Origin of the sequence: Pseudomonas sp. Irchel 3A7 (genome assembly GCF_900187565.1) — a bacterium.
In the GTDB taxonomy this organism is placed as follows: Bacteria; Pseudomonadota; Gammaproteobacteria; order Pseudomonadales; family Pseudomonadaceae; genus Aquipseudomonas.
Genome location: NZ_FYED01000018.1, coordinates 33,827 through 59,853, shown reverse-complemented (window position 1 = coordinate 59,853; position 26,027 = coordinate 33,827). Strand labels below are relative to the sequence as shown.

General features: G+C 59.6%; 29 protein-coding genes. 11 read left to right on the top strand and 18 right to left on the bottom strand.

What is annotated here, in order from left to right; genetic code table 11:
- Positions 1-79: 79 nt before the first annotated feature.
- The 4 genes from CKW21_RS26120 to CKW21_RS26105 form a co-directional block, all read right to left on the bottom strand.
- Entirely contained in the window at positions 80-1,243 is a 1,164-nt protein-coding gene (locus CKW21_RS26120) for an EAL domain-containing protein (protein WP_095196756.1), read from the bottom strand.
- 123 nt (positions 1,244-1,366) lie between these two features.
- Entirely contained in the window at positions 1,367-1,708 is a 342-nt protein-coding gene (locus CKW21_RS26115; protein ID WP_095196755.1) for a hypothetical protein, read from the bottom strand.
- Positions 1,705-2,094, bottom strand: a complete 390-nt coding sequence (locus CKW21_RS26110; protein ID WP_095196754.1) for a phage holin family protein — start codon at positions 2,092-2,094, stop codon at positions 1,705-1,707. The genes CKW21_RS26115 and CKW21_RS26110 overlap by 4 nt, the downstream gene beginning before the upstream one ends.
- Positions 2,095-2,096: 2 nt before the next feature.
- Positions 2,097-2,411: a YqjD family protein gene (locus CKW21_RS26105; RefSeq protein WP_095196753.1), complete on the bottom strand. Its 315-nt coding sequence runs from the start codon at positions 2,409-2,411 to the stop codon at positions 2,097-2,099.
- Positions 2,412-2,736: 325 nt separating this feature from the next.
- On the opposite strand from CKW21_RS26105, the gene CKW21_RS26100 reads away from it, so the two are divergent.
- The 5 genes from CKW21_RS26100 to CKW21_RS26080 all read left to right on the top strand — a co-directional run bounded on the left by CKW21_RS26100 (position 2,737) and on the right by CKW21_RS26080 (position 6,183).
- Positions 2,737-3,945: an ammonium transporter gene (locus CKW21_RS26100; protein ID WP_095196752.1), complete on the top strand. Its 1,209-nt coding sequence runs from the start codon at positions 2,737-2,739 to the stop codon at positions 3,943-3,945.
- Positions 3,946-4,053: 108 nt separating this feature from the next.
- Positions 4,054-4,290: a glutaredoxin family protein gene (locus CKW21_RS26095; RefSeq protein WP_095196751.1), complete on the top strand. Its 237-nt coding sequence runs from the start codon at positions 4,054-4,056 to the stop codon at positions 4,288-4,290.
- A gap of 168 nt (positions 4,291-4,458) precedes the next feature.
- Positions 4,459-4,776: a transcriptional regulator gene (locus CKW21_RS26090; RefSeq protein ID WP_095196750.1), complete on the top strand. Its 318-nt coding sequence runs from the start codon at positions 4,459-4,461 to the stop codon at positions 4,774-4,776.
- Positions 4,777-4,847: 71 nt separating this feature from the next.
- Entirely contained in the window at positions 4,848-5,738 is an 891-nt protein-coding gene (locus CKW21_RS26085) for a pseudouridine synthase (RefSeq protein WP_095196749.1), read from the top strand.
- Between the two features lie 163 nt (positions 5,739-5,901).
- Positions 5,902-6,183, top strand: coding sequence for a hypothetical protein (locus CKW21_RS26080; protein ID WP_095196748.1), 282 nt, complete (start codon positions 5,902-5,904; stop codon positions 6,181-6,183).
- Between the two features lie 70 nt (positions 6,184-6,253).
- On the opposite strand, the gene CKW21_RS26075 is transcribed toward CKW21_RS26080, so the two are convergent.
- Both CKW21_RS26075 and mobA read right to left on the bottom strand, forming a co-directional pair.
- A complete protein-coding gene (locus CKW21_RS26075) occupies positions 6,254-6,475 on the bottom strand; it encodes a YgdI/YgdR family lipoprotein (RefSeq protein ID WP_008055112.1) in 222 nt (73 codons plus the stop codon).
- A 78-nt stretch (positions 6,476-6,553) separates the two neighbouring features.
- Complete coding sequence (gene mobA, locus CKW21_RS26070) at positions 6,554-7,156, bottom strand: molybdenum cofactor guanylyltransferase MobA (RefSeq protein WP_095196747.1); 603 nt, start codon at positions 7,154-7,156, stop codon at positions 6,554-6,556.
- 81 nt (positions 7,157-7,237) lie between these two features.
- Between mobA and moaB the strand changes: the two genes are divergently transcribed.
- Positions 7,238-7,777 carry a molybdenum cofactor biosynthesis protein B gene (gene moaB, locus CKW21_RS26065; RefSeq protein WP_020796825.1) on the top strand — a complete coding sequence of 180 codons (540 nt, stop codon included), beginning with the start codon at positions 7,238-7,240 and terminating at the stop codon, positions 7,775-7,777.
- Between the two features lie 22 nt (positions 7,778-7,799).
- The gene (glp, locus tag CKW21_RS26060) at positions 7,800-8,987 is read left to right on the top strand and encodes a gephyrin-like molybdotransferase Glp (protein WP_170948738.1); all 1,188 of its coding nucleotides are present in this window, start codon (positions 7,800-7,802) and stop codon (positions 8,985-8,987) included.
- A 61-nt stretch (positions 8,988-9,048) separates the two neighbouring features.
- Here the strand turns inward: glp and CKW21_RS31565 are convergent, their stop codons facing one another.
- The gene (locus tag CKW21_RS31565; protein ID WP_170948732.1) at positions 9,049-9,363 is read right to left on the bottom strand and encodes a hypothetical protein; all 315 of its coding nucleotides are present in this window, start codon (positions 9,361-9,363) and stop codon (positions 9,049-9,051) included.
- A gap of 227 nt (positions 9,364-9,590) precedes the next feature.
- Between CKW21_RS31565 and yegS the strand changes: the two genes are divergently transcribed.
- Positions 9,591-10,508 carry a lipid kinase YegS gene (gene yegS, locus CKW21_RS26050; protein ID WP_095196745.1) on the top strand — a complete coding sequence of 306 codons (918 nt, stop codon included), beginning with the start codon at positions 9,591-9,593 and terminating at the stop codon, positions 10,506-10,508.
- Here the strand turns inward: yegS and CKW21_RS26045 are convergent.
- From CKW21_RS26045 to CKW21_RS26035, 3 genes are all read right to left on the bottom strand, one after another.
- Complete coding sequence (locus CKW21_RS26045; RefSeq protein WP_095196744.1) at positions 10,492-11,148, bottom strand: response regulator transcription factor; 657 nt, start codon at positions 11,146-11,148, stop codon at positions 10,492-10,494. The genes yegS and CKW21_RS26045 overlap by 17 nt on opposite strands.
- The gene (locus CKW21_RS26040; RefSeq protein WP_095196743.1) at positions 11,145-12,038 is read right to left on the bottom strand and encodes a sensor histidine kinase; all 894 of its coding nucleotides are present in this window, start codon (positions 12,036-12,038) and stop codon (positions 11,145-11,147) included. Before CKW21_RS26040 ends, CKW21_RS26045 begins: the two co-directional genes overlap by 4 nt.
- Before the next feature lie 507 nt (positions 12,039-12,545).
- The gene (locus CKW21_RS26035) at positions 12,546-13,016 is read right to left on the bottom strand and encodes a hypothetical protein (RefSeq protein ID WP_095196742.1); all 471 of its coding nucleotides are present in this window, start codon (positions 13,014-13,016) and stop codon (positions 12,546-12,548) included.
- A gap of 465 nt (positions 13,017-13,481) precedes the next feature.
- Between CKW21_RS26035 and CKW21_RS26030 the strand changes: the two genes are divergently transcribed.
- Together CKW21_RS26030 and CKW21_RS26025 are read left to right on the top strand one after the other, a co-directional pair.
- On the top strand, positions 13,482-14,417 hold the full coding sequence (locus tag CKW21_RS26030; RefSeq protein WP_095196741.1) for a chemotaxis protein CheV: 936 nt from the start codon (positions 13,482-13,484) through the stop codon (positions 14,415-14,417).
- A 602-nt stretch (positions 14,418-15,019) separates the two neighbouring features.
- Entirely contained in the window at positions 15,020-15,826 is an 807-nt protein-coding gene (locus CKW21_RS26025) for an MOSC domain-containing protein (RefSeq protein ID WP_095196740.1), read from the top strand.
- Between the two features lie 67 nt (positions 15,827-15,893).
- On the opposite strand, the gene CKW21_RS26020 is transcribed toward CKW21_RS26025, so the two are convergent.
- From CKW21_RS26020 to CKW21_RS25985, 8 genes are all read right to left on the bottom strand, one after another.
- Positions 15,894-16,178, bottom strand: a complete 285-nt coding sequence (locus CKW21_RS26020) for a pyrimidine/purine nucleoside phosphorylase (RefSeq protein ID WP_007940055.1) — start codon at positions 16,176-16,178, stop codon at positions 15,894-15,896.
- A gap of 61 nt (positions 16,179-16,239) precedes the next feature.
- Positions 16,240-16,791 (bottom strand): exonuclease domain-containing protein, encoded by a 552-nt coding sequence (locus CKW21_RS26015; RefSeq protein WP_095196739.1) that lies wholly within the window; start codon positions 16,789-16,791, stop codon positions 16,240-16,242.
- 71 nt (positions 16,792-16,862) lie between these two features.
- Positions 16,863-18,824 carry an acetyl/propionyl/methylcrotonyl-CoA carboxylase subunit alpha gene (locus CKW21_RS26010; protein ID WP_095196738.1) on the bottom strand — a complete coding sequence of 654 codons (1,962 nt, stop codon included), beginning with the start codon at positions 18,822-18,824 and terminating at the stop codon, positions 16,863-16,865.
- Between the two features lie 108 nt (positions 18,825-18,932).
- The gene (locus CKW21_RS26005; RefSeq protein WP_095196737.1) at positions 18,933-19,730 is read right to left on the bottom strand and encodes an enoyl-CoA hydratase/isomerase family protein; all 798 of its coding nucleotides are present in this window, start codon (positions 19,728-19,730) and stop codon (positions 18,933-18,935) included.
- Positions 19,727-20,884, bottom strand: coding sequence for a citronellyl-CoA dehydrogenase (gene atuD / locus CKW21_RS26000; RefSeq protein ID WP_095196736.1), 1,158 nt, complete (start codon positions 20,882-20,884; stop codon positions 19,727-19,729). The genes CKW21_RS26005 and atuD overlap by 4 nt, the downstream gene beginning before the upstream one ends.
- Positions 20,885-20,910: 26 nt before the next feature.
- Positions 20,911-22,527: a geranyl-CoA carboxylase subunit beta gene (atuC, locus tag CKW21_RS25995; protein ID WP_095196735.1), complete on the bottom strand. Its 1,617-nt coding sequence runs from the start codon at positions 22,525-22,527 to the stop codon at positions 20,911-20,913.
- Positions 22,528-22,530: 3 nt separating this feature from the next.
- Positions 22,531-23,415: an SDR family oxidoreductase gene (locus CKW21_RS25990; RefSeq protein ID WP_095196734.1), complete on the bottom strand. Its 885-nt coding sequence runs from the start codon at positions 23,413-23,415 to the stop codon at positions 22,531-22,533.
- Positions 23,416-23,427: 12 nt separating this feature from the next.
- A complete protein-coding gene (locus tag CKW21_RS25985) occupies positions 23,428-25,230 on the bottom strand; it encodes an acyclic terpene utilization AtuA family protein (RefSeq protein WP_095196733.1) in 1,803 nt (600 codons plus the stop codon).
- Between the two features lie 163 nt (positions 25,231-25,393).
- On the opposite strand from CKW21_RS25985, the gene CKW21_RS25980 reads away from it, so the two are divergent.
- Positions 25,394-26,017, top strand: a complete 624-nt coding sequence (locus CKW21_RS25980; RefSeq protein WP_095196732.1) for a TetR/AcrR family transcriptional regulator — start codon at positions 25,394-25,396, stop codon at positions 26,015-26,017.
- Positions 26,018-26,027 lie beyond the last annotated feature (10 nt).

The following is a 26,027-nucleotide window of genomic DNA, read 5'->3' as shown; positions in this document are numbered from 1 at the left end:
AAAGTCAGGTCGGCTATCAGGCCGCCTCGCTTTGGTTTTGCTCCAGGTAACCCGCCATCACCCAATCAACAGCACTACCCTAAAGCCCAACCGCATCGATATCAATCAACAGCAACCGTTCGCCATCGTCAAAAAACTGCCCGGCGGTGAGGCAGTACTGATTGCTCGTGGCATCGCGATACGTGTTGGAAAGGGTCAATCGCCGTTCATCCCAGCCCTCCGCCAGCAGCTGATAGAAGTACGGTCGCCAGGACCAGTTGTGCCCCAGGTAACGATGGTCGGTGACCCAGCCGTTGTGGCGCCATTCCAGGTTTGGCGTCAATTGCGTACCGTGACGGTCGCATTGATAGAAGCGCAATAGCCACGGAAAGGCGTCCGGTTGCGGCAAGGCACTGATCGGAGCGCGGGCCTGGGCCCAGGCCTGCAGGATTGTCATCAGCTCACTGAGTTGCTGGCGCATGATCATCAGACGTCCGCGTTCGGCCAGTTTCTGCTGAACATAACGCTGACGCAGTTGTGCGAAGCGCTCGACAAAGGCGTTGGTGGCAAAGAAATCTTCTTGCGCCCCGGCGAACAGAAAACCCTGCACGTAGCGTGAACCGCATTCCAGTGCAAAATTTAGCTGGGCATCGGTTTCCACCCCTTCGGCGATGATCCAGCAACCGCTCCTCTCTGCCATTTGCGCCAGGGCCTTGACCACATCGCTACTGGGTCCACCCAGTGCTGCCGCCTGGAATAAACGCATGTCGAGTTTGAGGATGTCCGGTTGCAGCGCCAGCACGCGATCGAGCTGTGAGTATCCGGCACCAAAGTCATCAATGGCGATCCGCGCGCCAGCTGAGCGGTAGCGAGCCACTACCTGGGCCAGGCGCTGAATATTGCCACCCAGTTCAGTGATTTCGAAAACGATTCGCTGTGGGTCAACATCATGTCTGCTCAATTGCTTGAGGCTCGGCAGGGGTTGGTCCGGGCGCAAGCGGCTGATCCATCGCGGAGAAATGTTCAGGCTGAGAAACCAGTCGTGGGGTGCCTCATGCAGTCGGCTCAAGGCGTTGTCGCGCAGCTGACGATCCAGGTGGCGCAGGGCAATGGCGTTGGTTCGAGGGTCGGCGAACAGCGGCCCTACCGATGCCAATTGACCATCGGACTGACGCAGTCGACCCAGTGCTTCGACACCTGCGATACGCCCGGTGGCGGTATCGATGAACGGCTGAAAGCAGGCGAGCGGTTGCCCGTCGATCACAAGGCCTCCTTGTCGATCTTGTTTTTGGATAAAGCCTGGTGACCGGGTAGGCACGCAGGGTTGAACCCCTCGATAAAGAGGTTCATCCCGTGGTATTGCAAGAATGTAGCCAGAAATGACAGCTCAGCGCTTGCGCGAAGAACCTTGCATCACCAGTTTGATCAGCGGCCCCAAGGTGGTACCGAGTTGGACCAGCTTGGTCAGGCTGCCCACACCGCCGCTTTTCGCTCCCTTGCCGGTCAGAAAACCCAACAGGGTCACCGCCGCCACGCCCCAGAGTGGAGCATGCTTGATACCAAAGCCGTCTTGCAGGTTTTGCGTCATCCCGCGGACACGCTGCAAGGGTTGCAGCAGTTGCGACGATTCGTGGCGGATTTCCTGGCGGTGCATTTCCATGCGCAGGCGGATCAGCGCCTTGCGCATTTCCGTGCGCGAACTGTTTCGAGGTAGTTCAGGCAGGTTCATGGCAACAAGCGCTCCCGGTCATTGGCCAGCTCTTCCAGAGTGCCGTGGAAGGGCGAGGACTCATCGAAAATGGCCGCTCTCAGGCGTATGCCGCAGAAGATTGCCGCGAGGGTGTAGAACACACAAAGGCCGATGATGGCCGCCAGGCGATAGGTATCCCAAAACAGGATCAGCACCAATGTCGACAATCCCACCAGCAACAGCAGGGCGAACACCAGTGCCAGGCCAGCGAACAGCAACAGGCTGACGGTGCGGGCCTTTTGTTCCTGCAATTCGATGCCGAACAGCTCGACATGGCTGTGCAGTAATCCAAGCACGGCGGCACCCAGTCGCCGCGATGAGGAACTTGCGCCCGTCGTGGACGCGCCGAGTTCGTCGATTGCCATGATCAGCGCCGGGTTGCCAGCAGGCCGATAAGAAAACCAATGCCGGCGGCGATGCCGACCGATTGCCATGGGTTGGCCTGGACATAGTCCTCGGTAGCGGTGACAGCAGCCTTGCTGCGTTCGCGCAGCGAGTCCTCGGTCAGCTTCAAGGTTTCCCGTGCTCGCAGGAGACTGTCGTGGATCTGGTCGCGCAACTCATCGGCCTGGTCACCGGCCAGGGAAGCGGTGTGTTCCAGCAACCGCTCGGTGTCGCTGACCAGTGTCTGAAAATCGTTCATCAGGATTTCTTGAGCAGTCTTTGCCTTGGTACTGGCCATTGGTGATCTCCATAGTGGCGTCTGAAACGTTCGAGTATGAGCCTTATGTGAAGGTTCAGTACAAATGACTGGTACAACTTTTGCTGTGTCGTGGTGCGCCAGCCTGCGCCGATGCGCTGTTGCCGGGCATGATTTACCCGAAACCCTGACTCAAACAATCAAAACCCGAGCAACAGTCCTGGTCGTGATCAGCTTTGACGAATTTTGTGCGCCAAAGCGGTTCATTGGACATGGCGCTCTCAACGCGAGGCGTCACAACTTGGTGCATGGATAGCTCGCGCGAACTGCTTTGGTGCCTTTTTCAGCCTTAAGGTCTGCCTAATCCATGGAAAATCTGCAAAGCGCTGTGGACAGTCTGGTCCATAGCTCCAACACGTTGTTCATTCTGATCGGTGCGGTCATGGTTCTGGCCATGCATGCCGGTTTTGCCTTTCTTGAAGTCGGTACGGTCAGGCAAAAAAACCAGGTCAATGCGTTGTCGAAAATCCTCAGTGACTTCGCCGTTTCGACCCTGGCCTACTTCTTTATAGGCTATTGGATCTCCTACGGGGTCACCTTCATGCAACCGGCAGCGGTGATCAATGCTGATCACGGGTACGGGTTGGTGAAGTTTTTCTTTTTGCTGACCTTTGCCGCGGCGATCCCGGCGATCATTTCCGGCGGCATCGCCGAGCGTGCGCGATTCGTTCCGCAACTGTGCGCGACGGCACTGATCGTGGCGTTCATCTATCCCTTCTTCGAAGGCATGATCTGGAACGGCAACCTGGGTTTGCAAGCCTGGTTGCTGGAAAGCTTTGGCGCCGGTTTCCATGATTTTGCCGGCTCCGTGGTGGTCCACGCCATGGGCGGTTGGCTGGCGCTGGCAGCAGTGTTGCTGCTCGGGCCGCGCAATGGTCGCTATCGCGAAGGCCGCCTGGTGGCGTTCGCGCCGTCGAGTATTCCGTTTCTGGCGCTGGGTTCGTGGATCCTGATCGTCGGCTGGTTCGGCTTCAACGTGATGAGCGCGCAAACCCTGCAAGGGGTCAGCGGGCTGGTGGCGGTGAACTCGCTGATGGCCATGGTCGGTGGTACGGTGGCGGCCCTGATTGTCGGCCGCAATGACCCGGGCTTTCTGCACAACGGCCCGCTGGCCGGGCTGGTGGCGATCTGTGCCGGCTCTGATCTGATGCACCCCGTGGGCGCGCTGGTGACAGGGGCGATTGCCGGGGCGCTGTTTGTCTGGTGCTTTACCGCCGCCCAGGTCAAATGGCGCATCGACGATGTGCTGGGGGTCTGGCCGTTGCACGGTCTGTGTGGTGTGTGGGGCGGAATTGCCTGTGGCATCTTCGGGCAGGGCGCACTGGGCGGTCTGGGCGGGGTGAGCCTGATCAGTCAGTTGATCGGCACGGCACTGGGCGTGGTCGTGGCATTGGTCGGCGGCTTTGCAGTGTACGGCGCGATCAAGGCGTTCCATGGTCTGCGGCTGAGCCAGGAAGAAGAGTATTACGGAGCGGACTTGTCGGTGCACAAGATCGGTGCTGTCAGCCAGGACTGAGTCGGGTCTGTCGTTGATTAATCATTGGCGACCCTGGCGCACCCGGACGCTCGACGGTTTTTCGGAGCGGGCCTAGAATAGTCACTCAAATTTTGTGGTTGAGCGCTCATGCTTCCTGAATGTCAGCTATTCGGCACCCTGGGGTGCCATCTCTGTGAAGTCGCCGAAGCCATGCTGATGGAATTTGTCGAGCGCGGTCTGCTGGTGGAACTGGTGGACATCGCTGACGACGAAACATGGTTCAAGTCTTACAGCCTGCGTATTCCGGTGTTGCGTCGGGTGGATACGGGGGCTGAACTGGGCTGGCCCTTCGGGTCCGACGAGGTAGTGGCTTTCCTGCGTTAACGGGTTTTGGTGAGGGCGGGGTTCCGCCGGTCGAACTTTGCGATTGATCCCCTTGGCTTAGATGCGGTGATTCGGATACTGTATGCGCATACAGTTATTCGGATTGCTGCGCTGCCGTCCCTGATTCAGGGGGTGGGCAGGCGGGTCCGGGCGTGAGAGGGATGAATCGTGGTCAATGTCGAACAATTGAAGAGCAGCGTGAACCGGATGTCGGTTGACGTGGTACGCGAGGCTGTCCTCGAATTGCGTCTGGATGGGTTGGTAACGGAAGGGAAAACGCCTTTCAACAAGCTGCATTTCAACACCTGTTTCGCTGAAATCGAAGCGTTGTTCCAGCGAGCTGGCTATCACCGACAACTGGACGTCGTGGGCTATCAGGGTTTGTTGTATGCCCTGTATGACCCGGGTCGCTGGGAGGCGGTCGATGTGCTGCGCTGGCTGAAGGAATACACCGAAGCGGCGGCGCGCAAGCCGATACCGGCCTGAGGATTCTCCGCTAGGTTCGTTCACGGTGCTGTTGGATAATGCTGCTCTGTATTGAGGGTTAGAGCTTTCGTATGTCCAGTTCATCTTTTTCCGCTGCACATAACCAGGCCAGTACACTCTACTTGCCGCCTGGCTCGTGGCAGACCGTTTACGATTGCTTGTGCGAGCACTTCAGCGCCATAGGCCCGGAACAATGGCTGGACCGAATCGCCCGGGGCCGGGTCCTTGACGGGCAAGGTGTGCCGATCGCCCTTGGTCTGCCTTACAAGGAAGGCCTGCGTATTCACTATTTCCGGGAAGTGCCGGACGAAAAGCCGATCCCGGTGGTCGAGTCGATCCTGTACGCGGACGAGCATCTGGTGGTGGCGGACAAGCCGCATTTTCTCCCCGTGACACCGGCGGGTGAATACGTTGAACAGACCTTGCTGAGACGGCTGATCCGGCGTCTGGACAATCCGCACCTGGTGCCATTGCATCGCATTGACCGGCATACGGGGGGATTGGTGTTGTTTTCAGCCAATCCCCAGAGTCGCTCGGCTTATCAATCGCTGTTCCCTACGCGGCAGATCGAAAAGCGCTATGAGGCCATTGCCCATGCGTTGCCTGAGCACTCGTTCCCGTTGGTCCATAAAAGCCGACTCATCGATGGCGAGCCTTTCTTCCGCATGCAGGAAGGGCCGGGCACCCCTAATACCGAAACGGCTATCGAGGTCAGGGAGAAGAATGGTGATCTCTGGCGTTACGGGCTTTACCCGGTAACCGGCAAGAAACATCAGCTGCGGGTACACATGGCCGCGCTGGGCGCGAGCATCTGCAACGACCCGTTTTATCCTCGGGTACTCAAGGATGTGGAAGATGACTACGCCAATCCATTGAAGTTGTTGGCCCAAGGGCTGAAGTTTGTCGATCCGGTAACGGGGCAGGAACGGGAGTTCGAGAGCACGATTACCCTGCAATGGTGATTGAGAGGGGTAGCGCCCCATTCAGTGCAGGGTGGGGAAAAATCGAATTTATGGCCAGGTTTGCAGTCATTTGAACAGGCCCCACGAACGTGGCGTTCAAAGACCTCGGCACAGCAGTCAGATCGTTCGGCGGTTCCGAGACCTTCCATGCAAGGAGATACCCATGAAACGTACCGTTTTCGCTGGAATGTTCATTTGCGCTGCAATGCTGGCCTCTCCGGTATTTGCTGCAGGGGAACACGACCTTTGCACGATCAAGCTTCAGGAGCTCAGGGACAAGGTGACCACCCTGCCGGCAACGTCCGAAAACACCACCATGGAAGTCAAGCGGATGCAGGCCAGCGCGGAAGCGGCCAACGCTGCGAACGACGATAAAAAATGTATTACCGACGCCACGCAAGCATTGACCCGCGTGGACAAGCTTGCAAAAGAGCCGAGCCCATAAGTGACAGTGTCAGAAATGCAAATGCCCCGACAAGTCGGGGCATTTTTGTATCCGGTAGTCGCCGCGAAGATTACAACTCTTTAACGGTGCGAACCTGATCCTTGTTGATGCGGGTCTGTTTGCCATCCAGTTGCTCGAATTCGTAGAAGCCCGAATCCTTGTCATAGTTTGGCGTGTCGACGGCCTGGATTTCGCGACCGTCATTCAAGGTGATCACTGTAGGCGATGCGCAACCGGCGAGGGTAGCGAGGCCCAGTGCGAGCATGAAAGTGGCCAGGGTCCGTTGAGTCATGGGTGTGTCTCCGAAATTGAATTCTTTTGGTTGCTGAGCTTCAGACGTGTACGACACGTGCAAGTTCCTCGGGTACTGTCAGTCTGACACAGTGTTATGCGTGCTTAACAGTTCCGGGGTGTTGAGGTTGGCCAGGCGCGGATCGTTGTCAGGACACTGTAGCGCAGTAGCGCCCAGCTTGCGCATGAGTCGCCCGGGACTGCGCTCACCGTCGCTCCAGGCACTTTCGAACTCACTGCGAAGTGCCACGGGGATCACGCACAGTAACGGTTCCCAATGGTCGTCATGGCGCAGCATCAATGGTTTGTCAGGGTGTCGGCTGGCGGCTTCGCGCATGCTGGCGAGCAGGGCCTCGTCGATGCGCGGTACATCGCAAGGCAGGACCAACAGATGCGTATGACGAGCTGCTTTAAGGCCCGCTCGAATGCCCGCCAGTGGCCCCGGAAAATCGCCTTCGTCGTCATGTACCAGTTGGTCGGCATAACGTGCGTATTTTTCCGGATTGCGGTTGCAGGAGATGATCAGGTCATCGCTCAGCGGGCGCGTCTTGCGATGCAAATGTGCAATCAGCGGCTCGCCATGCCACTCCAGCAGCCCTTTATCCTGACCGCCCATACGTTGGCCGCGTCCACCGGCCAGGAGGAGAATGGAACAGGGCGGCAAAACCGGTTTCGAGGTCATGGCAGTTCTCCATGGGGGCGGCGAGAAAATGGGGCGCTGTGATATAACACCGGGCTGTTTCTCCTACAACTGGACGAGCCTATGAAAGCCAAGGCTGATGTACCTTTCGCACCCCTCAACATCGCGGTGCTGACAGTCAGCGACACCCGTACCCTGGAAACCGATACCTCAGGCCAGGTCTTCGTCGACCGCTTGACGGCTGCCGGCCATAACCTGGCTTGCCGGGTATTGCTCAAAGATGACCTCTACAAAATTCGCGCGCAAGTTGCCAACTGGATTGCCGACGATGTCGTGCAGGTGGTGTTGATCACCGGCGGCACCGGTTTCACCGGTCGCGATAGCACGCCGGAAGCGGTGAGTTGCCTGCTCGACAAACAAGTCGATGGATTTGGTGAGCTGTTCCGGCAGATTTCGGTGGCGGACATAGGCACATCGACCGTGCAATCACGCGCCCTGGCGGGATTGGCCAATGGCACGCTGGTCTGCTGTTTGCCGGGTTCGACCAATGCCGTACGCACCGGTTGGGACGGCATTCTTGGCGAGCAGCTGGATTCGCGGCATCGCCCCTGCAATTTCGTGACTCATCTGAAACAGGCGGCTCCCTGTGAATCCCGTGGGTAAGCCGGGCAAGACCGGCAGCCTGATGCCGGTCGAGGTGGCACTGGCCCGTCTGCTGGAAATGGCGGACGCCACAAGAATTGTCGAGCATGAGCGCTTGGCGTTGGCGCAGGTCCAGGGGCGTGTACTGGCCGATGATCTGCTGTCGACGCTGGATCTTCCGCCGTGGCCCAACAGTGCCATGGACGGTTACGCCCTGCGCATGGCCGATTGGACCGGAGAGCCCTTGGTCGTCAGCCAGAAGATCTTTGCCGGTCAGGCACCTGACGCCTTGAAGCCGGGCACCTGTGCACGCATCTTCACCGGGGCGCCTGTTCCCGCCGGCGCCGATTGTGTCGAGATGCAGGAAAACGCCGAAGTCCAGGCGGATGAGCGAGTGCGTTTCACCCAAACCCTGACCCTCGGACAAAACATCCGCCCACTAGGCCAGGAAACCACGGTCGGCGAGCTGGTTTTGCCGGCCGGTACGCGGTTGGGGCCGATCGAGCAAGGTCTGGCTGCCTCGCTCGGTTGCGCGGAGCTGGACGTGATACGCAAGGTGCGTGTTGCCGTGCTTTCGACCGGGGACGAGTTGATTGAACCGGGGCAGGCGCTTGGGCCGGGGCAGATCTATAACAGCAATCGAGTTTTGCTCTGCAGCTGGTTGCAGCGTTTGGGCTGTGAAGTGATCGACGCCGGCATTCTTCCGGATGATCTGGCTACCACCCGTGCGCGACTTGGCGAATTGAAGAATGTGGATCTGATCCTCTCTACCGGTGGCGTATCGGTGGGTGAGGCAGATTTTCTGGGCATCGCCTTGCGTGAAGAGGGGGAGCTGAGTCTGTGGAAGCTCGCCATCAAACCAGGAAAGCCGCTGACATTCGGGCATTTTCGCGGTGTACCGGTCATTGGCTTGCCCGGCAATCCTGCATCGACCCTGGTGACCTTTGCCTTGTTGGCCAGGCCTTATCTTTTGCGTCGTCAGGGCGTCAAAAAAGTCGAGCCGCTGAAGGTGCAAGTGCCGGCTGGGTTTGATTGGCCTACTGCCGGTAATCGACGTGAATATTTGCGCGGTCGCCTGGAAAACGGCCGGGCCATCATTTACAAAAATCAGAGTTCCGGTGTGTTACGCAGTGCCGCCTGGGCCGATGGATTGGTTGAAGTGCTGGAAAATCGCACGCTGGTTGCCGGTGACTCCGTCCATTTCATTCCGCTGAGTGAAGTGCTGGGCTGACCGTTGTCTGTCTTGCCACGCAATCCCGGTTGAGCTGACCGGGTTCAGCGTGCAGGACAGTTCAATGAGCCAGGAGCAATGTCACGAGTTGGTCGAAACGGCTATTGGCGATCCAGCCGAGCAGGCTGAGCACCACAATCGTGCCGCCTGCGGAATAGGCAAGCCGGTGTTTGATGGCACTGACGTCACTGCGAGCTTCTTCCATATCCCTGCGGATGCACTTGAGGTGTTTTTCCAGCTCAACGACACGGGGTTCCATATCGACTTCTCCATTGGGTTTTTCGCTGATATTGAATTCAGTCTTCTGTTGATTGGCCGGTTTTTCTGCGGGTGATCCGCCCGCAATCACTGGCCGCCTGAGGTCATGGCGTTGCATGGCACATCCCTGTGATTGTCCTGCTGATGACTGAAAAATCTGGACACCAAAGTGGACCAATCACACTTAGCGGTCAATTGAGCCGATTCCTCACGTTTTGTAAGAAAAATCCCGTCGTGCAGGGCTCAAGACTGCTCCACAGCAAAAAAATCAAAATCTTGCGACTTTTAGGGGGCATGACGCGGTCAACATTTCCCATACGCCATTCAAATTTGGAGTGACAACACATGAGCGAACGCAAGGCGCTGTTGATTCTGCATGGCAAGCAGGCGCTCAACGAAGAGGTTCGTGCTGCCGTCGAAGGTCGGCGCGAGCAAGGCTGGGAGCTGGCCGTTCGGTTGACATGGGAGGCTGGCGACGCGCAGCGACTGGTGGATGAGGCGCTGGCGGCAGGCTACACGCAGATCATTGCCGGCGGCGGTGACGGCACTTTGCGTGATATTGCCGAAGCCATGGCAGCGCACTCGACACAGGCCAGTCTGGTGCTGATGCCGCTGGGGACCGCCAACGATTTCGCGCGCGCCGCCGGTGTTCCTCTGGAACCTGCCCCAGCCCTGGACTTATTGGACGTGAAGCCGAGCGCCATTGATCTGGGGGAGGTGGGCGGACAAGTGTTCCTGAACATGGCCACGGGCGGTTTTGGCAGCCAGGTCACGGCCAATACCTCCGAGGAGTTGAAAAAGGTCCTCGGCGGCGCAGCGTATCTGTTCACTGGCTTGTCACGCTTCAGCGAGTTGCATGCGGCCTACGGCGAATTGCAGGGGCCGGATTTTCACTGGAGTGGCGATGTGTTGGCTCTGGGGATCGGTAATGGCCGGCAGGCGGGTGGCGGCCATGTGTTATGCCCGCAGGCACTGGCTGACGACGGTTTGCTCGATATCAGCATTTTGCCGGCCCCTCAGGAAGTGGTCGGCACCTTGAAGATTCTGCTGACCGATGGCTTTGGCATCGACAACATGTTCGTACGGGCCCGCTTGCCATGGGTCGAGATCAAGGCATCCGAAGGCCTCTATATCAACCTTGATGGCGAACCGCTGGAGGGAGACAGCCTGCGGTTCTCGACGCGGCCGGCGGCACTGCTTGTGCATTTGCCTGAAGGTTCGCCGCTGTTGAGTGCGACGGAGTCTGTCAATCGTCCAGACTGATGATCTGCTCGCGCACGGCAAACAACACCAGGCCGGCCACATCATAGATTTGCAATCGCTTCATGATCTGCGAACGATGGGTTTCGACCGTCTTGACGCTCAGGCCCAGGCCGTTGGCGATTTCCCGGGTGGACTTTCCGCGAACAATCAGCCGCAGGATTTCCAGCTGACGGGCCGTCAGGTTGTGCGAGCCCGCGGGGTCGGGTGGGGGCTGGTTACGGGTCAGCGCCTGAGTGATGACGGTATGGGCAATGGCCGGGCTCAGATAGCGCTCGTTGTTACGCAAGGCTTCCAGGGCATGTGCCAGTTCGGTCGCCGTGGTGTCCTTGAGCAGATAGCCATGAGCCCCGGATTCCAGCGCCTGCATGATGAGGGCGGGGTCGGTGTGCATCGACAGGATCAGTACCTTGCTCTGCGGGCGGACCCGCTTGAGTTGCTGCAAGGCTTCAAGGCCACCGGTCTGCTTCATGGAAATATCCAGCAGTACGATATCCGGGGACAGATGCTCGACCATGGCGAGCAACTGCGAGCCGTCATTGGCCTCGCCGATCACTGCGTAGCCAGGAAGATCCAGCACCAGGGCGCGCACGCCAGCCCTGATCAGCGAGTGGTCATCCACCAGAAGTAAGTTACAAGTCAATGCATAACCTTATTCGTACTGGCCCGTTCGAGCGCGCGAGGCGCCCAGGGGAAGAGAGCTTCAATTTGGGTGCCTTTGCCCGGTTCGCTGGTCACGGTCAGTGTGCCGCCCAGTTGATTGATTCGCTCGGACATCCCGGCCATGCCGCGTTGTCCCTCGCGACCCGGGTCTGTGGCGGGTGCAAAACCCTGACCATCGTCACTGATCGATAGTGACAGGCCCTGTGGCAAACGTTGCAGGCAGACCAGCAGATTCTTTGCCTGGGCGTGCCGCAGTATGTTGGTGACCGCTTCCTGGGTGATGCGATAGGCCGCCACGGCCATTTCTTCCGGAATCCCTGTCAGACGTTGGTGGCACTCCAGGCTCCAGTGCACGGAGGTATTGGCCAGCGTCTTGAGCAGATGTGCGCGCAGGCTGGCTTCCAGTCCGAGGCTGGTCAACTGCCTGGGATTGAGGATGGCCGATACGTCGCGGACTTTGGCGAGGGTTTCTTCCAGGGTGTCGCACAGTACAGAACATTGCGCCTGAAGTTCTTCCGGCATTCGACGTTTGAGCCAGTCGCTTTGAAGTTTGGCGGCGGTCAGCAACTGGCCGATGTCGTCATGCAGTTCCCGACTGAGCCGATGGCGTTCGTTTTCCTGGACCTCGAGCAAGCGATCGGCCAGTTCCTGTGGTTGAAACTTGATCGATTTACGCGACAGGCGATATTGCACCCAGACACAGCTCAGGGCCGCAATGTTGAGCAGCAGCAGGCCGAGCGGCAGGGGAATGGAAAAGCAATAGGTCAGCAGGCTGCCGAGTGTGGAGCCGGCACACAACAAAAGCGTGAACCGACGTGCGTTTTCTCGGGAAGGTGGCCAGGTGGCGATTGACTTGAGGCTGGCGTACATAGCGGATGGAGCCAATGGATGTTCGCTGCGGGCAGACCGGTCATGCTGGCTGACAGGTCTCTGTTTTGTAATGTTGTACATCGACTTCGGCGGCGCATAGTTTCTGTATAAGAAATCCAGCCTGAAACTTGTTCGGGCTGTAGCCGCGGCAGTCATCTTGCCATTAATTGACGTCAACTAATGGGCGGCATAATACCACTTAAGATACCGTTGGTCGCGTATGCGATATATGTCCAGGGAGTCAGGATGCAAGGCATTCCGGCGTGAGTTCCACAGTGGGGGAAGTGTGGTTGTCATTGTCGGAGAAGGGTCGAATGTCCAAGGGTTTTTGTCGTTTAGTACCAGGCAAAACCCCAGGTAACTCAGGCAGTCAATTGCCTGAGGAAATAGTTTGATTATTTGAAGTTGTCGTTAGTGGATATGCTGCATTCAATTGCGACATGAGCACCTTCAAGTTTATTGCTGAATCTGGCAATAAAATAGGGTGCGCGGCATGATTCCGTGAATCTAGGCCTGCCGTTCCAGGTAGGGAACAAGCGAGAACGGTTTGGAATTGACCGGGGGTTGAAAATGACTCTGGCCGACCTGAAAGGCAAACGCTTCGATCAGGGTCGCCTGCTCGGTTTCATCGAGACTGAGTTGGCCTGTGTTCTGGTCGATCAATTCAAGTTGCCAGGCGATCAGTGTCAGGCAGTCTTTCAGCGCACTCAGGGCTTCGTCATGCAGTTCCATGTGATTCTGCGCGTGGTTGAGCAAGCCATGAATGTGCAGCGAAAACTCCGAAACGGCCGCCAGTGCGAGGGCATCCGCTTTGCTCGCCAACTTGAGGAGGGTGCTGAGCATGCAGTCGATGGCGTCCTTGTCATTGCTGATCAATTGCAGATGACTCAGGCACTCTTCGGTCTTGGCCAGAAGTGATTCGGCTTCGACGAGAAATTCCGGGACCCGCTTTGCCCACTCTTTGCGATTGTTCGACATGCTTATCTCCACAACGTCATGACTAATGAGGGGATGTCGTGTGTGTCGACGAGGACGATGGGCGTCCCGACGTAAACGTTTCGTCGTGAGATCGCGTTCCGCCCGGCTTGAAACAAGGCTGGGGAACTACTTGAGAGGGTGGATGGCCACTGACCTGCGATCGCACACAAAAGCCTGACTCCATTCATGCAATGAGAATGGCGTCACATTAATGGCTATTGGATATCGCGAATATCAGGTTGTGCCTGATTGTTGCTAGGGGAATCCCTTATGCAGCGGAACCTCTTGCGAAAACAATGGTCGCGCCGAAGAGAATGTAGCAGATGAAATCACAACGCCAGTAAAGCATGATGTTAATGTGACATCAATGTTTGAGCGAGGCATTTTGCAAGGGGTCAAGGTCTGGCAAAAACAGCCGATAACCCTCTATTAGTGAATTCATCAGTACAAGCCCAGGAGTCATTGATGGCTGGCATTCTCGATACGGTAGACCAACGTACGCAACTGGTGGGTGAGAATCGCCTGGAAATTCTCATGTTCCGGCTCGCCGGGCGGCAATTGTTCGCAATCAACGTGTTCAAAGTGCAGGAAGTGCTGCAACTGCCGAAATTGACCCTGATGCCGCAGCGCCACCCGTTCGTTTGCGGCGTGGTCAACCTGCGTGGCCAGACCCTGCCGGTGATTGACCTGTCCCAGGCGATCGGCATGCGTCCGCTGGTGCCGGGTCCGAACAGTACGATCATCGTCACCGAGTACAACCGTTCCGTGCAGGCGTTCCTGGTCGGTGGTGTGGACCGGATCGTCAACATGAACTGGGAAGCGATTCTGCCGCCGCCGACCAGTGCCGGTCGCCAGCACTACTTGACTGCCATCAGCAAGGTCGACGACCAGTTGGTGGAAATCATCGACGTGGAAAAAGTGCTGGCTGAAATCGTTCCTTACAACGCCAAGGTGTCCCGCGACAAACTCAACGACCCGGTGCTCGAGCGTGCCCGCGGTCGTGAAGTGCTGTTGGTGGATGACTCCAATGTGGCTTTGGCGCAGTTGCGTGACACCCTGGGTCAGTTGGGGGTGAAAATGCACATTGCCAGTGATGGTCTGAAGGCATTGAACATGCTCAAGGCTTGGGCCGACACGGGCGTCAACATGACCGACAAGCTGTTGATGGTGTTCACCGACGCGGAAATGCCGGAGATGGATGGCTATCGCCTGACCACGGAAATCCGCAACGACCCGCGTCTGCGTAGCTTGTATGTGGTGCTGCACACGTCCTTGTCCGGCAGTTTCAACGATTCGATGGTCAAGAAGGTCGGCTGCGACAACTTCCTCTCCAAGTTCCAGCCGGACAAACTGGTCGACGTGGTGCGCCAGCGCTTGATGCTGGACGAAGTGCCTGCCTGATCACGACACAGCTTTTGTGGGAGCGGGCCTGACAGCCGACCTGATTTTGGCGGATGTAAGCGGTCCCCTGTGGGAGCGGGCTTGCTCGCGAAGGCGGCTTGACAGCCAATCTGACTCTGGCGGATGTACCCAATCCCTTGTGGGAGCGAGCCTGCTCGCGAAGGCTTTGTTTCAGGCGACTGGAGTTTTGGATGGTGTACATATCCGTATCTGCGGTAACGGCTGCTGGCGGTTTCGCCCTTACGGCGAGTCCCTTTGGCAAACGCCGGAGTGCCGGCCCAGCCCAAAGGAACCAAAGGTCTCGCCCCGGCGTCCGGCCCCTCGCCAAGGCTCGGGGTTCCTTCGCTCCGGCATTCATCCGGGGGCATTGCCCTCCGGTTGGCTTCGCTGCACCTACATGCAATGGGTTCGACTGCGTCGAACGGCGCTGCGCGCCCATCCCCGGATGAACGCCTGCGCTCAGCCTGCCGAAGGGGCGGGTGGATCAAGATCAAGATCAAAAGCCAAAGCCAAAGCCAGTCTGTGGGTTAGTGGTGTCTGCACTTTGATTCAGCGATCAAGCTCGTATAGGGTGGCGTTTTTTACCCACCAGGGAGCTGGCCATGCTGCGTCTGAGCGCGCTTTATCGTTATCCGTTGAAATCCGGCAAGGGTGAGGCCTTGCAGCAGGTCGGTCTCGACAAGCTGGGGCTGGACGGGGATCGACGCTGGATGCTGGTGGACGAGGCCAGCGGACGCTTCCTGACCCAGCGGGCGGTGGCGCAGATGAGCCAGCTGTCGGCGTTGTGGAATGCCGAGGGTGGCTTGACCCTTGATGCACCCGGTCTCTCACCAATCGATATCGCGTTGCCCGGCAGCGACGCCGAACTGCGCGGCGTGACCATCTGGCGCGACACCTTGCGCGTGCCGGATGCCGGCGATGCAGCGGGTGCCTGGGTCAGTGAATTCATCGGCAAGCCGACGCGCCTGGTGCAAGTGCCACTGGATCGGGCGCGGACTACCCAGGCTGGCTACGGCAAGGACGATGATCAGGTGGCGTTCGCCGATGGCTTCCCCCTGTTGCTGATCGGCCAGGCCTCGCTGGAGGATCTGTCGCAACGGGTCGGCCGACCGCTGGAAATGCTGCGCTTTCGACCGAACCTGGTGATCGAAGGCAGCGATGCTTATGCCGAGGATGGCTGGAAGCGCATTCGCATCGGCGATGTCGAGTTTCGGGTGGTCAAGTCTTGTTCGCGCTGCATCCTGACCACTATCGACCCGCAAACCGGCGTTCGCAGCGAAGATCGCGAACCCTTGGCCACCTTGCAGAAGTACCGTGCCGAGGCCGATGGCGCGATGTTCGGCCAGAATCTGGTCAATGACAGCAATGGCCGGCTTGAAGTCGGTATGCCAGTGACGATCCTGGAATAAAGAGCCTGAATAGAAAATGCCCGTGTCCAAAGACACGGGCATTTTTTTTCCGTGAAAACCCAGGGTTTTAGCCGCGGTATTCGCACAGGTAAGCGGTGTCGACGGCCACTTTCAGCTGGAACTTGCTGTTGGCAGGTACATTGAACTGGCTGCCGGCGGCGAAGGTTTCCCAGTCGCTGCTGTCCGGCAGCTTGACGGTCAGGGCGCCGGACACCACGTGCATGATTTCACGCTGGCTGGTGCCGAATTCATATTCGCCCGGAGCCATGACGCCGATGGTCGCCGGACCTTCAGCGGTGCCAAAGGCGATCGACTTGACGGTGCCGTCGAAGTACTCGTTGACTTTAAACATGGGCGATTCCTCGAAAAGGGCTAAAAAGGGCCGGCCAGTATGCACAAGGGGGCCGGTGTCGTCACCTCTCCAGAGGGGGGAGAATCTGCGGTAGCAGGCGCGCGGTATTGCGCGCATCCTCCAGTGCCCGGTGTTGCTGCCCGGTAAATTGCAGGCCGGCCAGTTGCAGCGCGCCATTGAGTCCCAGCGGGCGCTCCAGGCGACGGGCCTTGGCAAAACGTTGCTTGAGGTTGATGTGCGGTGTGCGGCTCAGGACACTGTCGAGTTGCAGGCGCTGCCATTCCTGAATCAGCTGCTGGCGATCGTAATCGCCCCAACTGACCCAACTTTCCAGTGACGCTTGATGTATTCCGAGCCATTGTTCGAATGAGGGCCAGATCTCGCCCAGTGTTTGCGCCGTATCAACGTCCGCCTGGGTGATGTGCGTCAGCTGCCGGCAAAACGGCGTCAACAGCGGCCGTCGCAATGGCCGCACAAAGCACTGGAAGTGATCCACTTCGCGCCCTTTGCGGTCCACCAGGGTGGCGCCGATTTCGATGATTTCCATTTCCGTTACTGGCCAACCACCCTCGTCGGTGGTGGCCTCCAGATCAATGACCAGCCATTGAGGCATCGCAGGGTTCCTGGTATCCGCGTCCTGATAGGCTTTGAGCGTAGCCAAACCCGGCAGTTCCGCCTAGCGGCTTATTCGACCTCCAATAAAATCTGACGATTCTTGACCTGATCACCGACCCGGACCTGCAAACGCTTGAGCACGCCGTCGATGCCCGATTTGAGCGGATGCTCCATTTTCATGGCTTCAAGTACCACCAGCAGTTGGCCCTTGCTCACCGGGCTGCCCTCGCTGACCAGCACATCGACGATTGCGCCGTCCATAGGTGCCTTGAGGGTGCCGGTGCTGGCACTGACCTGGCTGCTAACCAAAGCCTGGGTCCGATCCGTCAAGCACAGGCTGCCCGGACGGGTAAACAGGCAGATTTGCCCGGCCTGCAGGTGGTAGGTATGGCGTTGACGGATGCCGTCGATCTCCAGGGTGGCCCGGCGTGCGTCGCACTCGATGATCTTCAGTTCAAGGCTGCGGCTGGCGACTTGAACGCTGTACGCCTGGCCTGGCACGGCGTTCAACGCCACCGACCACTCCTGGTCTTCCAGACCCAGGCGATAGTGCAGCGGCACACTGGCGTTGTTGCGCCAACCCGCCAGCGGCCCGCGGTGCGCACCGGCAGAGGCCTGGTAGAGCAGGACGGCGGCAATCGCCAGCTCTTCTGCGGCGGGTACATGAGGGTGCAGGCACGGATGGTCGGCGAAATGCTGCGTAATGAATCCGGTACTGAATTGGCCGCTGATGAATTGCGGGTGCTGCAACAGGCTGGCGAGCAAGCGCTGGTTGCTCTGCATGCCCAGCAGCACGCTGTCCTGCACGGCCCGCAGCAGCTTGCGTCGGGCTTCTTCGCGGGTGGCGCCATGGGCGATGATCTTGCCCAGCATCGGATCGTAAAAGGGGCTGATGTGTCCACCTTCGATCAGACCATCATCGACCCGTACGCCATCGCGCAACGCCGGTTCCCAGGCCGTGATGTGCCCGGTTTGCGGGACAAACCCCTGGGCCGGGTCCTCGGCATAAAGCCTCACCTCCATGGCATGGCCGTTGAGTTGTACCTGCTCCTGACGCAGCGGCAGCGGTTGGCCTTCGGCGACGTTCAGTTGCCAGGCCACCAGGTCCAGGCCGGTGATCAGTTCGGTGACCGGGTGCTCCACTTGCAGACGGGTGTTCATCTCCAGAAAGTAAAACTGTCCGCGCGCATCCAGCAGGAATTCCACGGTGCCCGCGCCGACGTAGTTCACCGCACGACCGGCCTTGAGCGCCGCTTCGCCCATGGCCTGACGCAAGGAGGCGGTCATGACCGGGCAGGGCGCTTCTTCGATGACTTTCTGATGGCGGCGCTGGATCGAACAATCGCGCTCGCCGAGGTAGATCAGGTTGCCGTGCCGGTCGCCGAACAGCTGGACTTCGACGTGCCGTGGCTCGATCAACGCCTGTTCGAGGATCAGTTCGTCACTGCCGAACCCATGCAGGGCTTCGGAGCGGGCGGTGCGAACCTGCTCCAGAAAATCACCGGCATCGTGCACCAGGCGCATGCCGCGCCCGCCACCACCGGCACTGGCCTTGATCATCAGTGGATAGCCGATGCGCTCGGCTTCGCGGCTCAAGGTCGCGTCATCCTGTTCGGCGCCCTGATAACCCTGGATGCAGGGTACGCCGGCGTTGATCATGGCGATTTTCGACAGGCGTTTGCTGCCCATCAGTTCGATGGCTTCGGGGCTGGGGCCGATGAAGGTGATGCCGGCGTGTTGGCAGGCGCGGGCGAACCCGGCGTTTTCCGAGAGGAAACCGTAACCCGGATGGATCGCGTCAGCGCCTGTACGGCGGGCCGCGTCGATGATCGCCGGAATGTTCAGGTAAGACTGTTGCACCGGGGCCGGGCCGATGTGCACGGCTTCGTCGGCCATTTGCACGTGCAGCGCGTCGGCATCGGCATCGCTGAACACGGCGACGGTGCGATAGCCCAGAGCCTGGGCGGTGCGCTGGATGCGACAGGCGATTTCACCGCGGTTGGCGATCAGTATTTTTGTGAATCCGGGCATGGTTTTTCTCTCTGAATGTGCGGTGACAGTGATGGCCTCTTCGCGAGCAGGCTCGCTCCCACAGTTGAAATGCATTCACCTGTGGGAGCGAGCCTGCTCGCGAAGCTTTTAAAGGGCCCAGCCCGGTTTTCTTTTTTGCACAAAGGCCATGGTCCCCTCGACGCCTTCCGCACCGGTCACGGCCTCGCTGAACCACTGCGCCGCGTCATCCAGCAGCTCGCTTGACGGCTGCACCGCACTCGCCAGCAACAACTTCTTGGTCGCCGCATTCGCTTGCGGGGCACAACACAGCACATGGGCCAGCACTTCATCGAGGCGTTCGGCCAGGGCTTGCGGGTCGTGCTCTACAAAATGCACCAGCCCCATGCGCCGCGCCTGCGTGCCATCGAAGCGTGCCGCCGTCAGGGCCAGTCGCCGGGTTTGGGTCAGGCCGATGCGCTGGACCACGAACGGAGCAATCTGCGCCGGCAACAGGCCGAGGCTGGTTTCCGGCAGGCCGAATTGGGCCTGATGATCGGCCATGGCGATATCGCTGACGCAGGCCAACCCGAAGCCGCCACCCAACACCGCGCCTTGCAGTACGGTGATGACGACTTGCGGCGCGTGCTGGGTTTCTTCCAGCAGGGCACCGAAGGCACGGTTCAATTCGCGGTACGCGGTCGCGCCCTGGTTGCGGGCGTTGGCCATGTCCTTGATGTCGCCACCTGAACAGAAGTGCCCGCCGGCACCGCCGATCACCAGGGCGCGAACAGCACGGTCATCACGCACCGCCGCCAGCACCGCGCGCAGTTCGTTGACCATCTGCAAGCTCATGGCATTGCGGCTTTGCGGGCGATTGAGGGTGATGTGCAGCACGCCGTTATGGGGCTCCAGCAACAGCGTCTGGCAAACGGGCAGGCTGCTCATTTCTTTTTCCCCGGCAGGATGCCCATGAGTTTGCAGATGATCCCCAGCATGATTTCGTCGGCGCCGCCGCCGATCGACACCAGTCGCACGTCGCGGTAAGCCCGGGCCACCGGGTTGTCCCACATGAAGCCCATGCCGCCCCAATATTGCAGGCAGCTGTCGCTTACTTCGCGACCCAGCCGACCCGCCTTGAGTTTGGCCATGGACGCCAGGCGCGTGACGTCCTGGCCTTTGACGTATTGCTCGGTGGCTTGATAGACCAGCGCGCGCAGGCATTCGATTTCCGTCTGCAATTCGGCCAGGCGGAAGTGAATGACCTGGTTATCGATCAGTGCGCTGCCGAACGTCTTGCGCTCCTTGCAGTATTCGATGGTGCTGTCGACGCAGTACTCCAGGCCCTTGATCATGTTTGCTGCGCCGAACAGCCGTTCCTCCTGGAACTGCAGCATCTGCATCATGAATCCCGCGCCTTCATGACCGATGCGGTTGCGCTGCGGCACGCGCACGTTGTCGAAAAACACCTGGGCGGTTTCCGAACTGCGCATGCCGAGCTTGTCCAGATGTGAACTGAGGCTGATGCCCGGGGTGTTCATCGGCACCATGATCAGCGACTTGTTGATGTGCGGCTTGTCGTCCGAGGTGTTGGCCAACAGGCAAATGAAGTCGGCGCTGGGTGAGTTGGTGATCCACATCTTGCTGCCGTTGATCACATAGTCATCGCCATCCTTGCGCGCGGTGGTTTTCAACCCCGCCACGTCGGACCCGGCACCGACTTCGGAAACACCGATGCAGCCGACCTGTTCGCCGCTGATCGCCGGGCGCAGAAACTCTTCGCGCAGCTCATCGGAGCCGAAACGCGCCAGGGCTGGGGTGCACATGTCGGTCTGCACGCCGATGGACATCGGAATGCCGCCGCAATGAATGGTGCCGAACTCTTCGGCGGCGACGATCGAGTAGCTGTAGTCCAGCCCCATGCCGCCGAATTTTTCCGGTTTGGAAATCCCCAGCAGGCCAAGGTCGCCGGCCTTGCGGAAGATCTCGTGAATCGGAAAGCGTCCGGCCTTTTCCCATTCCTCGACATGAGGATTGATCTCGTGATCGACGAATTGGCGGACGGTGCGGCGCAGTGCTTCGTGTTCCTGGGTGAAGATCATTTTTATTGTTCTCCTTTAGAGTCGGCCTAGAACCGAGCCACACCAAAACTGTTGGCTTGCAACGGCCGCACCTCGGCCTCGTGACAGATATCCAGCAGGTAACCGAGCAAGGTCCGGGTGTCCCGGGGGTCGATCAAGCCGTCGTCCCACAGATTGGCACTGCCGTAGAGCGCCGTGGACTGGCTGTCGAGTTTCTGCGCGGTGACCTGTTCCAGCATGTCGAGCATTTTCGGGTCGGGCACCAGGCCGTCCTTGGCCTGTTTGGCCTCGGTGACGATGCGCAGCACCTTGCCGGCCTGGGCGCCGCCCATGACCGCGGTGCGGCTGTTGGGCCAGGCGAAGATGAAGCGCGGGTCGAGGCCGCGACCGCACATCGCGTAGTTGCCGGCGCCATAGGAACCACCGACCACAAGGGTGAGTTTCGGTACACGGGCGTTGGCCACCGCCTGGATCATCTTGGCGCCGTGCTTGATCACGCCTTGCTGCTCCGATTCGGTGCCGACCATGAACCCGGTGGTGTTGTGGAAAAACAGAAGCGGTGTCTGGCTCTGGTCGCACAGCTGAATAAATTGTGCAGCCTTGCTCGCACCCTTGGGCGTGATCGGGCCGTTGTTGCCGATGAAACCGCAGGTGCGCCCCTGGATTTTCAGGTGACCGCAAACGGTCTGCTGGTCGAACTCGGCCTTGAACTCGAAGAAGTTCGAGCCGTCGGCGATACGAGCGATGATTTCGCGTACGTCATACGGCTTTTTCGGATCATCCGGGATCAGCCCCAGCAGTTCATCGATGGGGTAGAGCGGTTCTTCCCATTGCGGTTCAGCCAGCCACGGCAGTTGATCGTTCCACGACAGCAGACTGACGATCTCGCGCACCTGGCGCACGCCGTCGGCATCGTTCTCGGCCAGGTATTCGGCGGTACCGGCCATTTGCGCGTGCATCTCGGCGCCGCCCAGTTCTTCATCGTTGGCGACTTCGCCGGTGGCAGCCTTGAGCAGCGGCGGCCCGGCGAGAAACAGCTTGGCCTTGCCGCGCACCACCACCACGTAGTCCGACAAACCCGGCTGATAAGCGCCACCCGCCGTCGCCGAGCCATGCACCACGGTAATCTGCGGCAGACCCATGGCCGACATTCGCGCCTGATTGGCAAAGCTGCGCGCACCCTCGACGAAAATCTCCGCCGCATAGTTGAGGTTGGCACCGCCGCTTTCGGCGAGGGTAATCACCGGCAGTTTGTTTTCCATGGCGATCTGTTGCAGGCGCAGGGACTTTTTCAAACCGCTGGGGGAAATGGTCCCGCCCTTGATCGCGCTGTTATTCGCCACCACCAACACGCGCACACCGGACACGTAGCCGATGCCCGCGATCAAGCCGCCACCGGCGGAGCTGCCATCCTTGTCGTCGTGCAGTTTGTAGCCGGCCAGGCTCGCCAGTTCGAGGAACGGTGCACCGGGATCCAGCAGCAGGTTGAGGCGTTCACGGGGCAGCAATTGCCCACGCTTGTCGAATTTTGCCTTGGCTTCTGCGGCCTTGTTCAGCAGGTTCTGTTCGAGTGCCCGGACTTGCTCGATGCACGTCAGCATCGCTGCGCGATTGCAGGCGAACTGTTCGCTTTGGGGATCGAGTTGCGACTGAATCACCGGCATGGATTATTCCTTGTCCTTGAGCACGTCGGACCGCAGTACGTCTGGTAAGTACGCGCGATGGAAGCCGTTGTACGACTCACTGTTCTGCGCCTTGTGAATCGGCCAGGCCCTTGCGCCGAGGCTGGCGGCACCATCAATGCGCAAGGTGCTGCCGCTGATAAACGTCGCCGCCGGGCTGAGCAGGAAAACGATCGCCGCGCTGACTTCCGATTCGGTGCCGATGCGCTTGAGCGGAACGTGTTCGCGCAAGGTCGGGATCACCGCCTTGAATGCGCCTTCGTAGGTGTCCATGCCACTGGATGCGATCCAGCCCGGTGCCACGGCGTTGACCCGCACTCCGGCATAGCCCCATTCGAAAGCGGCGGTCTTGGTCAGGTTGTCCATGCCCGAACGCGCCGCGCCGGAGTGGCCCATGCCGGGCATGCCGCCCCACATGTCGGCGAGCATGTTGACGATGGCGCCGCCGTGCTTGCTCATGGACTGGTTGAACACCTCCCGGGCCATCAGGAAACCGCCCACCAGATTGGTGCGCATCACGGTTTCGAAACCCTTCTGGTTGATCGAGGCCAGGGGCGACGGGTACTGTCCACCGGCATTGTTGACCAGGCCGTGAATCGGGCCGTGCCTGTTGATCAGATCGCCGACGCGATCCTGGACCGCATCTTCGTCACGGATATCGCAGACGATCCAGTCCGCCATGCCGCCGTCTTCGGTAATTTCCGCGGCCACGGCTTTCAGTTTGTCGGCCTTGCGTCCCACCAGCAGCACTTGGGCGCCGAGGGCCGCCAGTTCGTGGGCGGTGCAACGGCCGATGCCACTGCCGCCACCCGTCACGATGATGGTCTGGCCTGCAAACAGATCGGCTTTGAAAATCGAATCGTAAGCCATGGCGGCAATCCTCTAGTTGACCTGGTCGGCGATGCGTTGCGGCACCGGAATCTGGATTTCCAGCAGTTGCTGGGCGAAGGCCTTGCCTTGCGGGTCGATGCGCAGGCTGGCGACGCCGCCGCCGCCGAGGGCGTTTTCCAGGAGAAAATTCAGGCTGTGGGTGGCAGGCAAATACCAGCGTTCGACGCGCCCGTGGACCGGGTCGAGGACATGGCTCATCCAGTCGACGATCACTTCCGGGGTCAGCGCTTCAGCGATCCACGGCAGGTACTCGGGCTCGCGGGCCATGACCCCGATGTTGCTGTGGTTGCCTTTATCGCCGGAGCGCGCCACGGCGAGCTTGATCAGTGCCACGCTGGCGTCGGCCGGGCCATCGGGTTTGGGTGGTTCGAACGGCGCGGGCAAATCGTGGGTATCGAGCACGTCCAGGGCGGGCAGGGCGCACGAATGACGCTGGCCCATGAGATCAATTTCCAGCGTGCAAGCGGTTTTGTCGATGAGGAACGAGAACAAGCGGATCAGCGGATACACCGTCGGCCGTCCACCGACGATGCCGGTCAACCCCGGTGCCATGCCAGTGGCGGCCTGGGCGATTTCCCGGGAAAACAGGATCAACGCTTGTTTGTTCGGATGGCGCACCGCCAATTTGATCACCACCTCACGGCTGTCCTGGCGCTGGCCATGGGGACCGTAAGTGGCCTCGCTGCCAAGCAGTTCGATGCTCACATCGCTGTAGGGCGCCCAGCCGCGCCGGGTGAAGATTTCCGAGGTCTTGTTGATGATCGCTTCGCTGACACGCCGGGCCTTGTCCACCGCATCGATGCCGGCGATCAGGCAACTGGCGGTGCAGCGGAAACCATCCGGGTATGTGGCACTGACCTTGTATTGATCGGTTGGCGCAAGGCCTTTTGCACCGTGCACCTGAACGGCGTTCTTGCCTTGTTGCACGAGTCTGACCTGGGTGAAATCGCAGACTACGTCCGGCAGTAAATAAGCGCGCGGATCGCCGATCTCATAGAGCATCTGTTCGCCCACCGTCAGTGGAGTGACCAGGCCTCCGGAGCCTTCGGGTTTGCTGACGATGAACTGGCCGTCGGCGCTGACTTCGACGATGGGAAAGCCGATGTGTTCATAGTCGGGCACATCGCGCCAGTCGGTGAAGTTGCCGCCGGTGCACTGCGCACCGCATTCGATGATGTGCCCGGCCAGCGCAGCCTGAGCCAGTTTGTCGTAGTCGTGCCACGACCAGCCGAATTCATGCACCAGTGCCGCGCTGACCACGGCGCTGTCGACCACGCGCCCGGTGATCACGATGTCCGCGCCAAGACGCAGAGCCTCGACAATGCCCGGCGCGCCGAGGTAGGCGTTGGTCGAGACGCACATCGGGGGCAGCGGGGCGCCGCTGAACATTTCATGAACACCGCGAGCGCTCAGGTGCTTGAACTGCGGTTGCAGGTCATCACCCAGCAGCACCGCGATCTTCAAGGAGATCCCGGCCTTGTCGCACGCCGCTTGCAGGGCGGCGGCGCAGGCCTGAGGATTGACCCCGCCGGCATTGCTGATGACGCGGATTTTCTGCTCGGCGATCTGCGGGAGCAGGGGGCTCAAGACTTCAACGAAGTCGCTGGCATATCCGGCCTGGGGATCTTTCATCCGCGCACCGGCCATGATCGACATGGTGATTTCCGCCAGGTAATCGAATACCAGGTAGTCCAGACGTCCGGCCTCCACCAGTTGCTCGGCGGCGGTCGAGGTGTCGCCCCAGAAGGCACTGGCGCAACCGATGCGAATAGTTTTGGGCGCAGTCAATTCCATAACCCCCTCCGGCAGATGTGCATCGAGACTACCAAGCAAGCGCTTGGTTTGTAAACGGCTGAAATATCTTATGCCCGAGCGCTTGCTTGGTTGCCAATGCCAGCTTAAATTGCCCGCGCAACCCCGCTGTTTTAGCGGTGATCATGACTGTAGGAGAGAACGGGTGGACGAGCAAAAAGCCCTGAGGGTCATGCGTGAACTGGTCGACAACGGCCAGTTGACCGATCCGGACAGCGCCCGCGGCAAGCTGCTGCAAGTGGCGGCCCACCTGTTTCGCAATAAAGGCTATGAGCGCACCACGGTGCGTGATCTTGCCGGTGCCGTGGGTATCCAGTCGGGGAGCATTTTCCATCACTTCAAAAGCAAGGACGAAATCCTGCGGGCCGTGATGGAAGAGACCATCCGCTACAACACGGCGTTGATGCGCGCGGCCATCGCCGAAGCCGACAGCGTGCGCGAACGGGTGCTGGCGCTGATCCGTTGTGAATTGCAGTCGATCATGGGCGGCAGCGGCGAGGCCATGGCGGTGCTGGTCTACGAATGGCGCTCGCTGTCCGAGGACGGCCAGGCCAAAGTCCTGGCGCTGCGGGACATCTATGAAGACATCTGGTTGCAGGTGCTGGGTGAGGCCAAGAGCGCCGGATTCATACGCGGTGATGTATTCGTCACCCGACGCTTCCTCACCGGAGCATTGTCGTGGACCACCACCTGGTTTCGCGCCGATGGCAGCATGAGCCTCGATCAGTTGGCCGACGAGGCGCTGATTCTGGTGTTGGAGGAAAAATAATAAGTTTGTG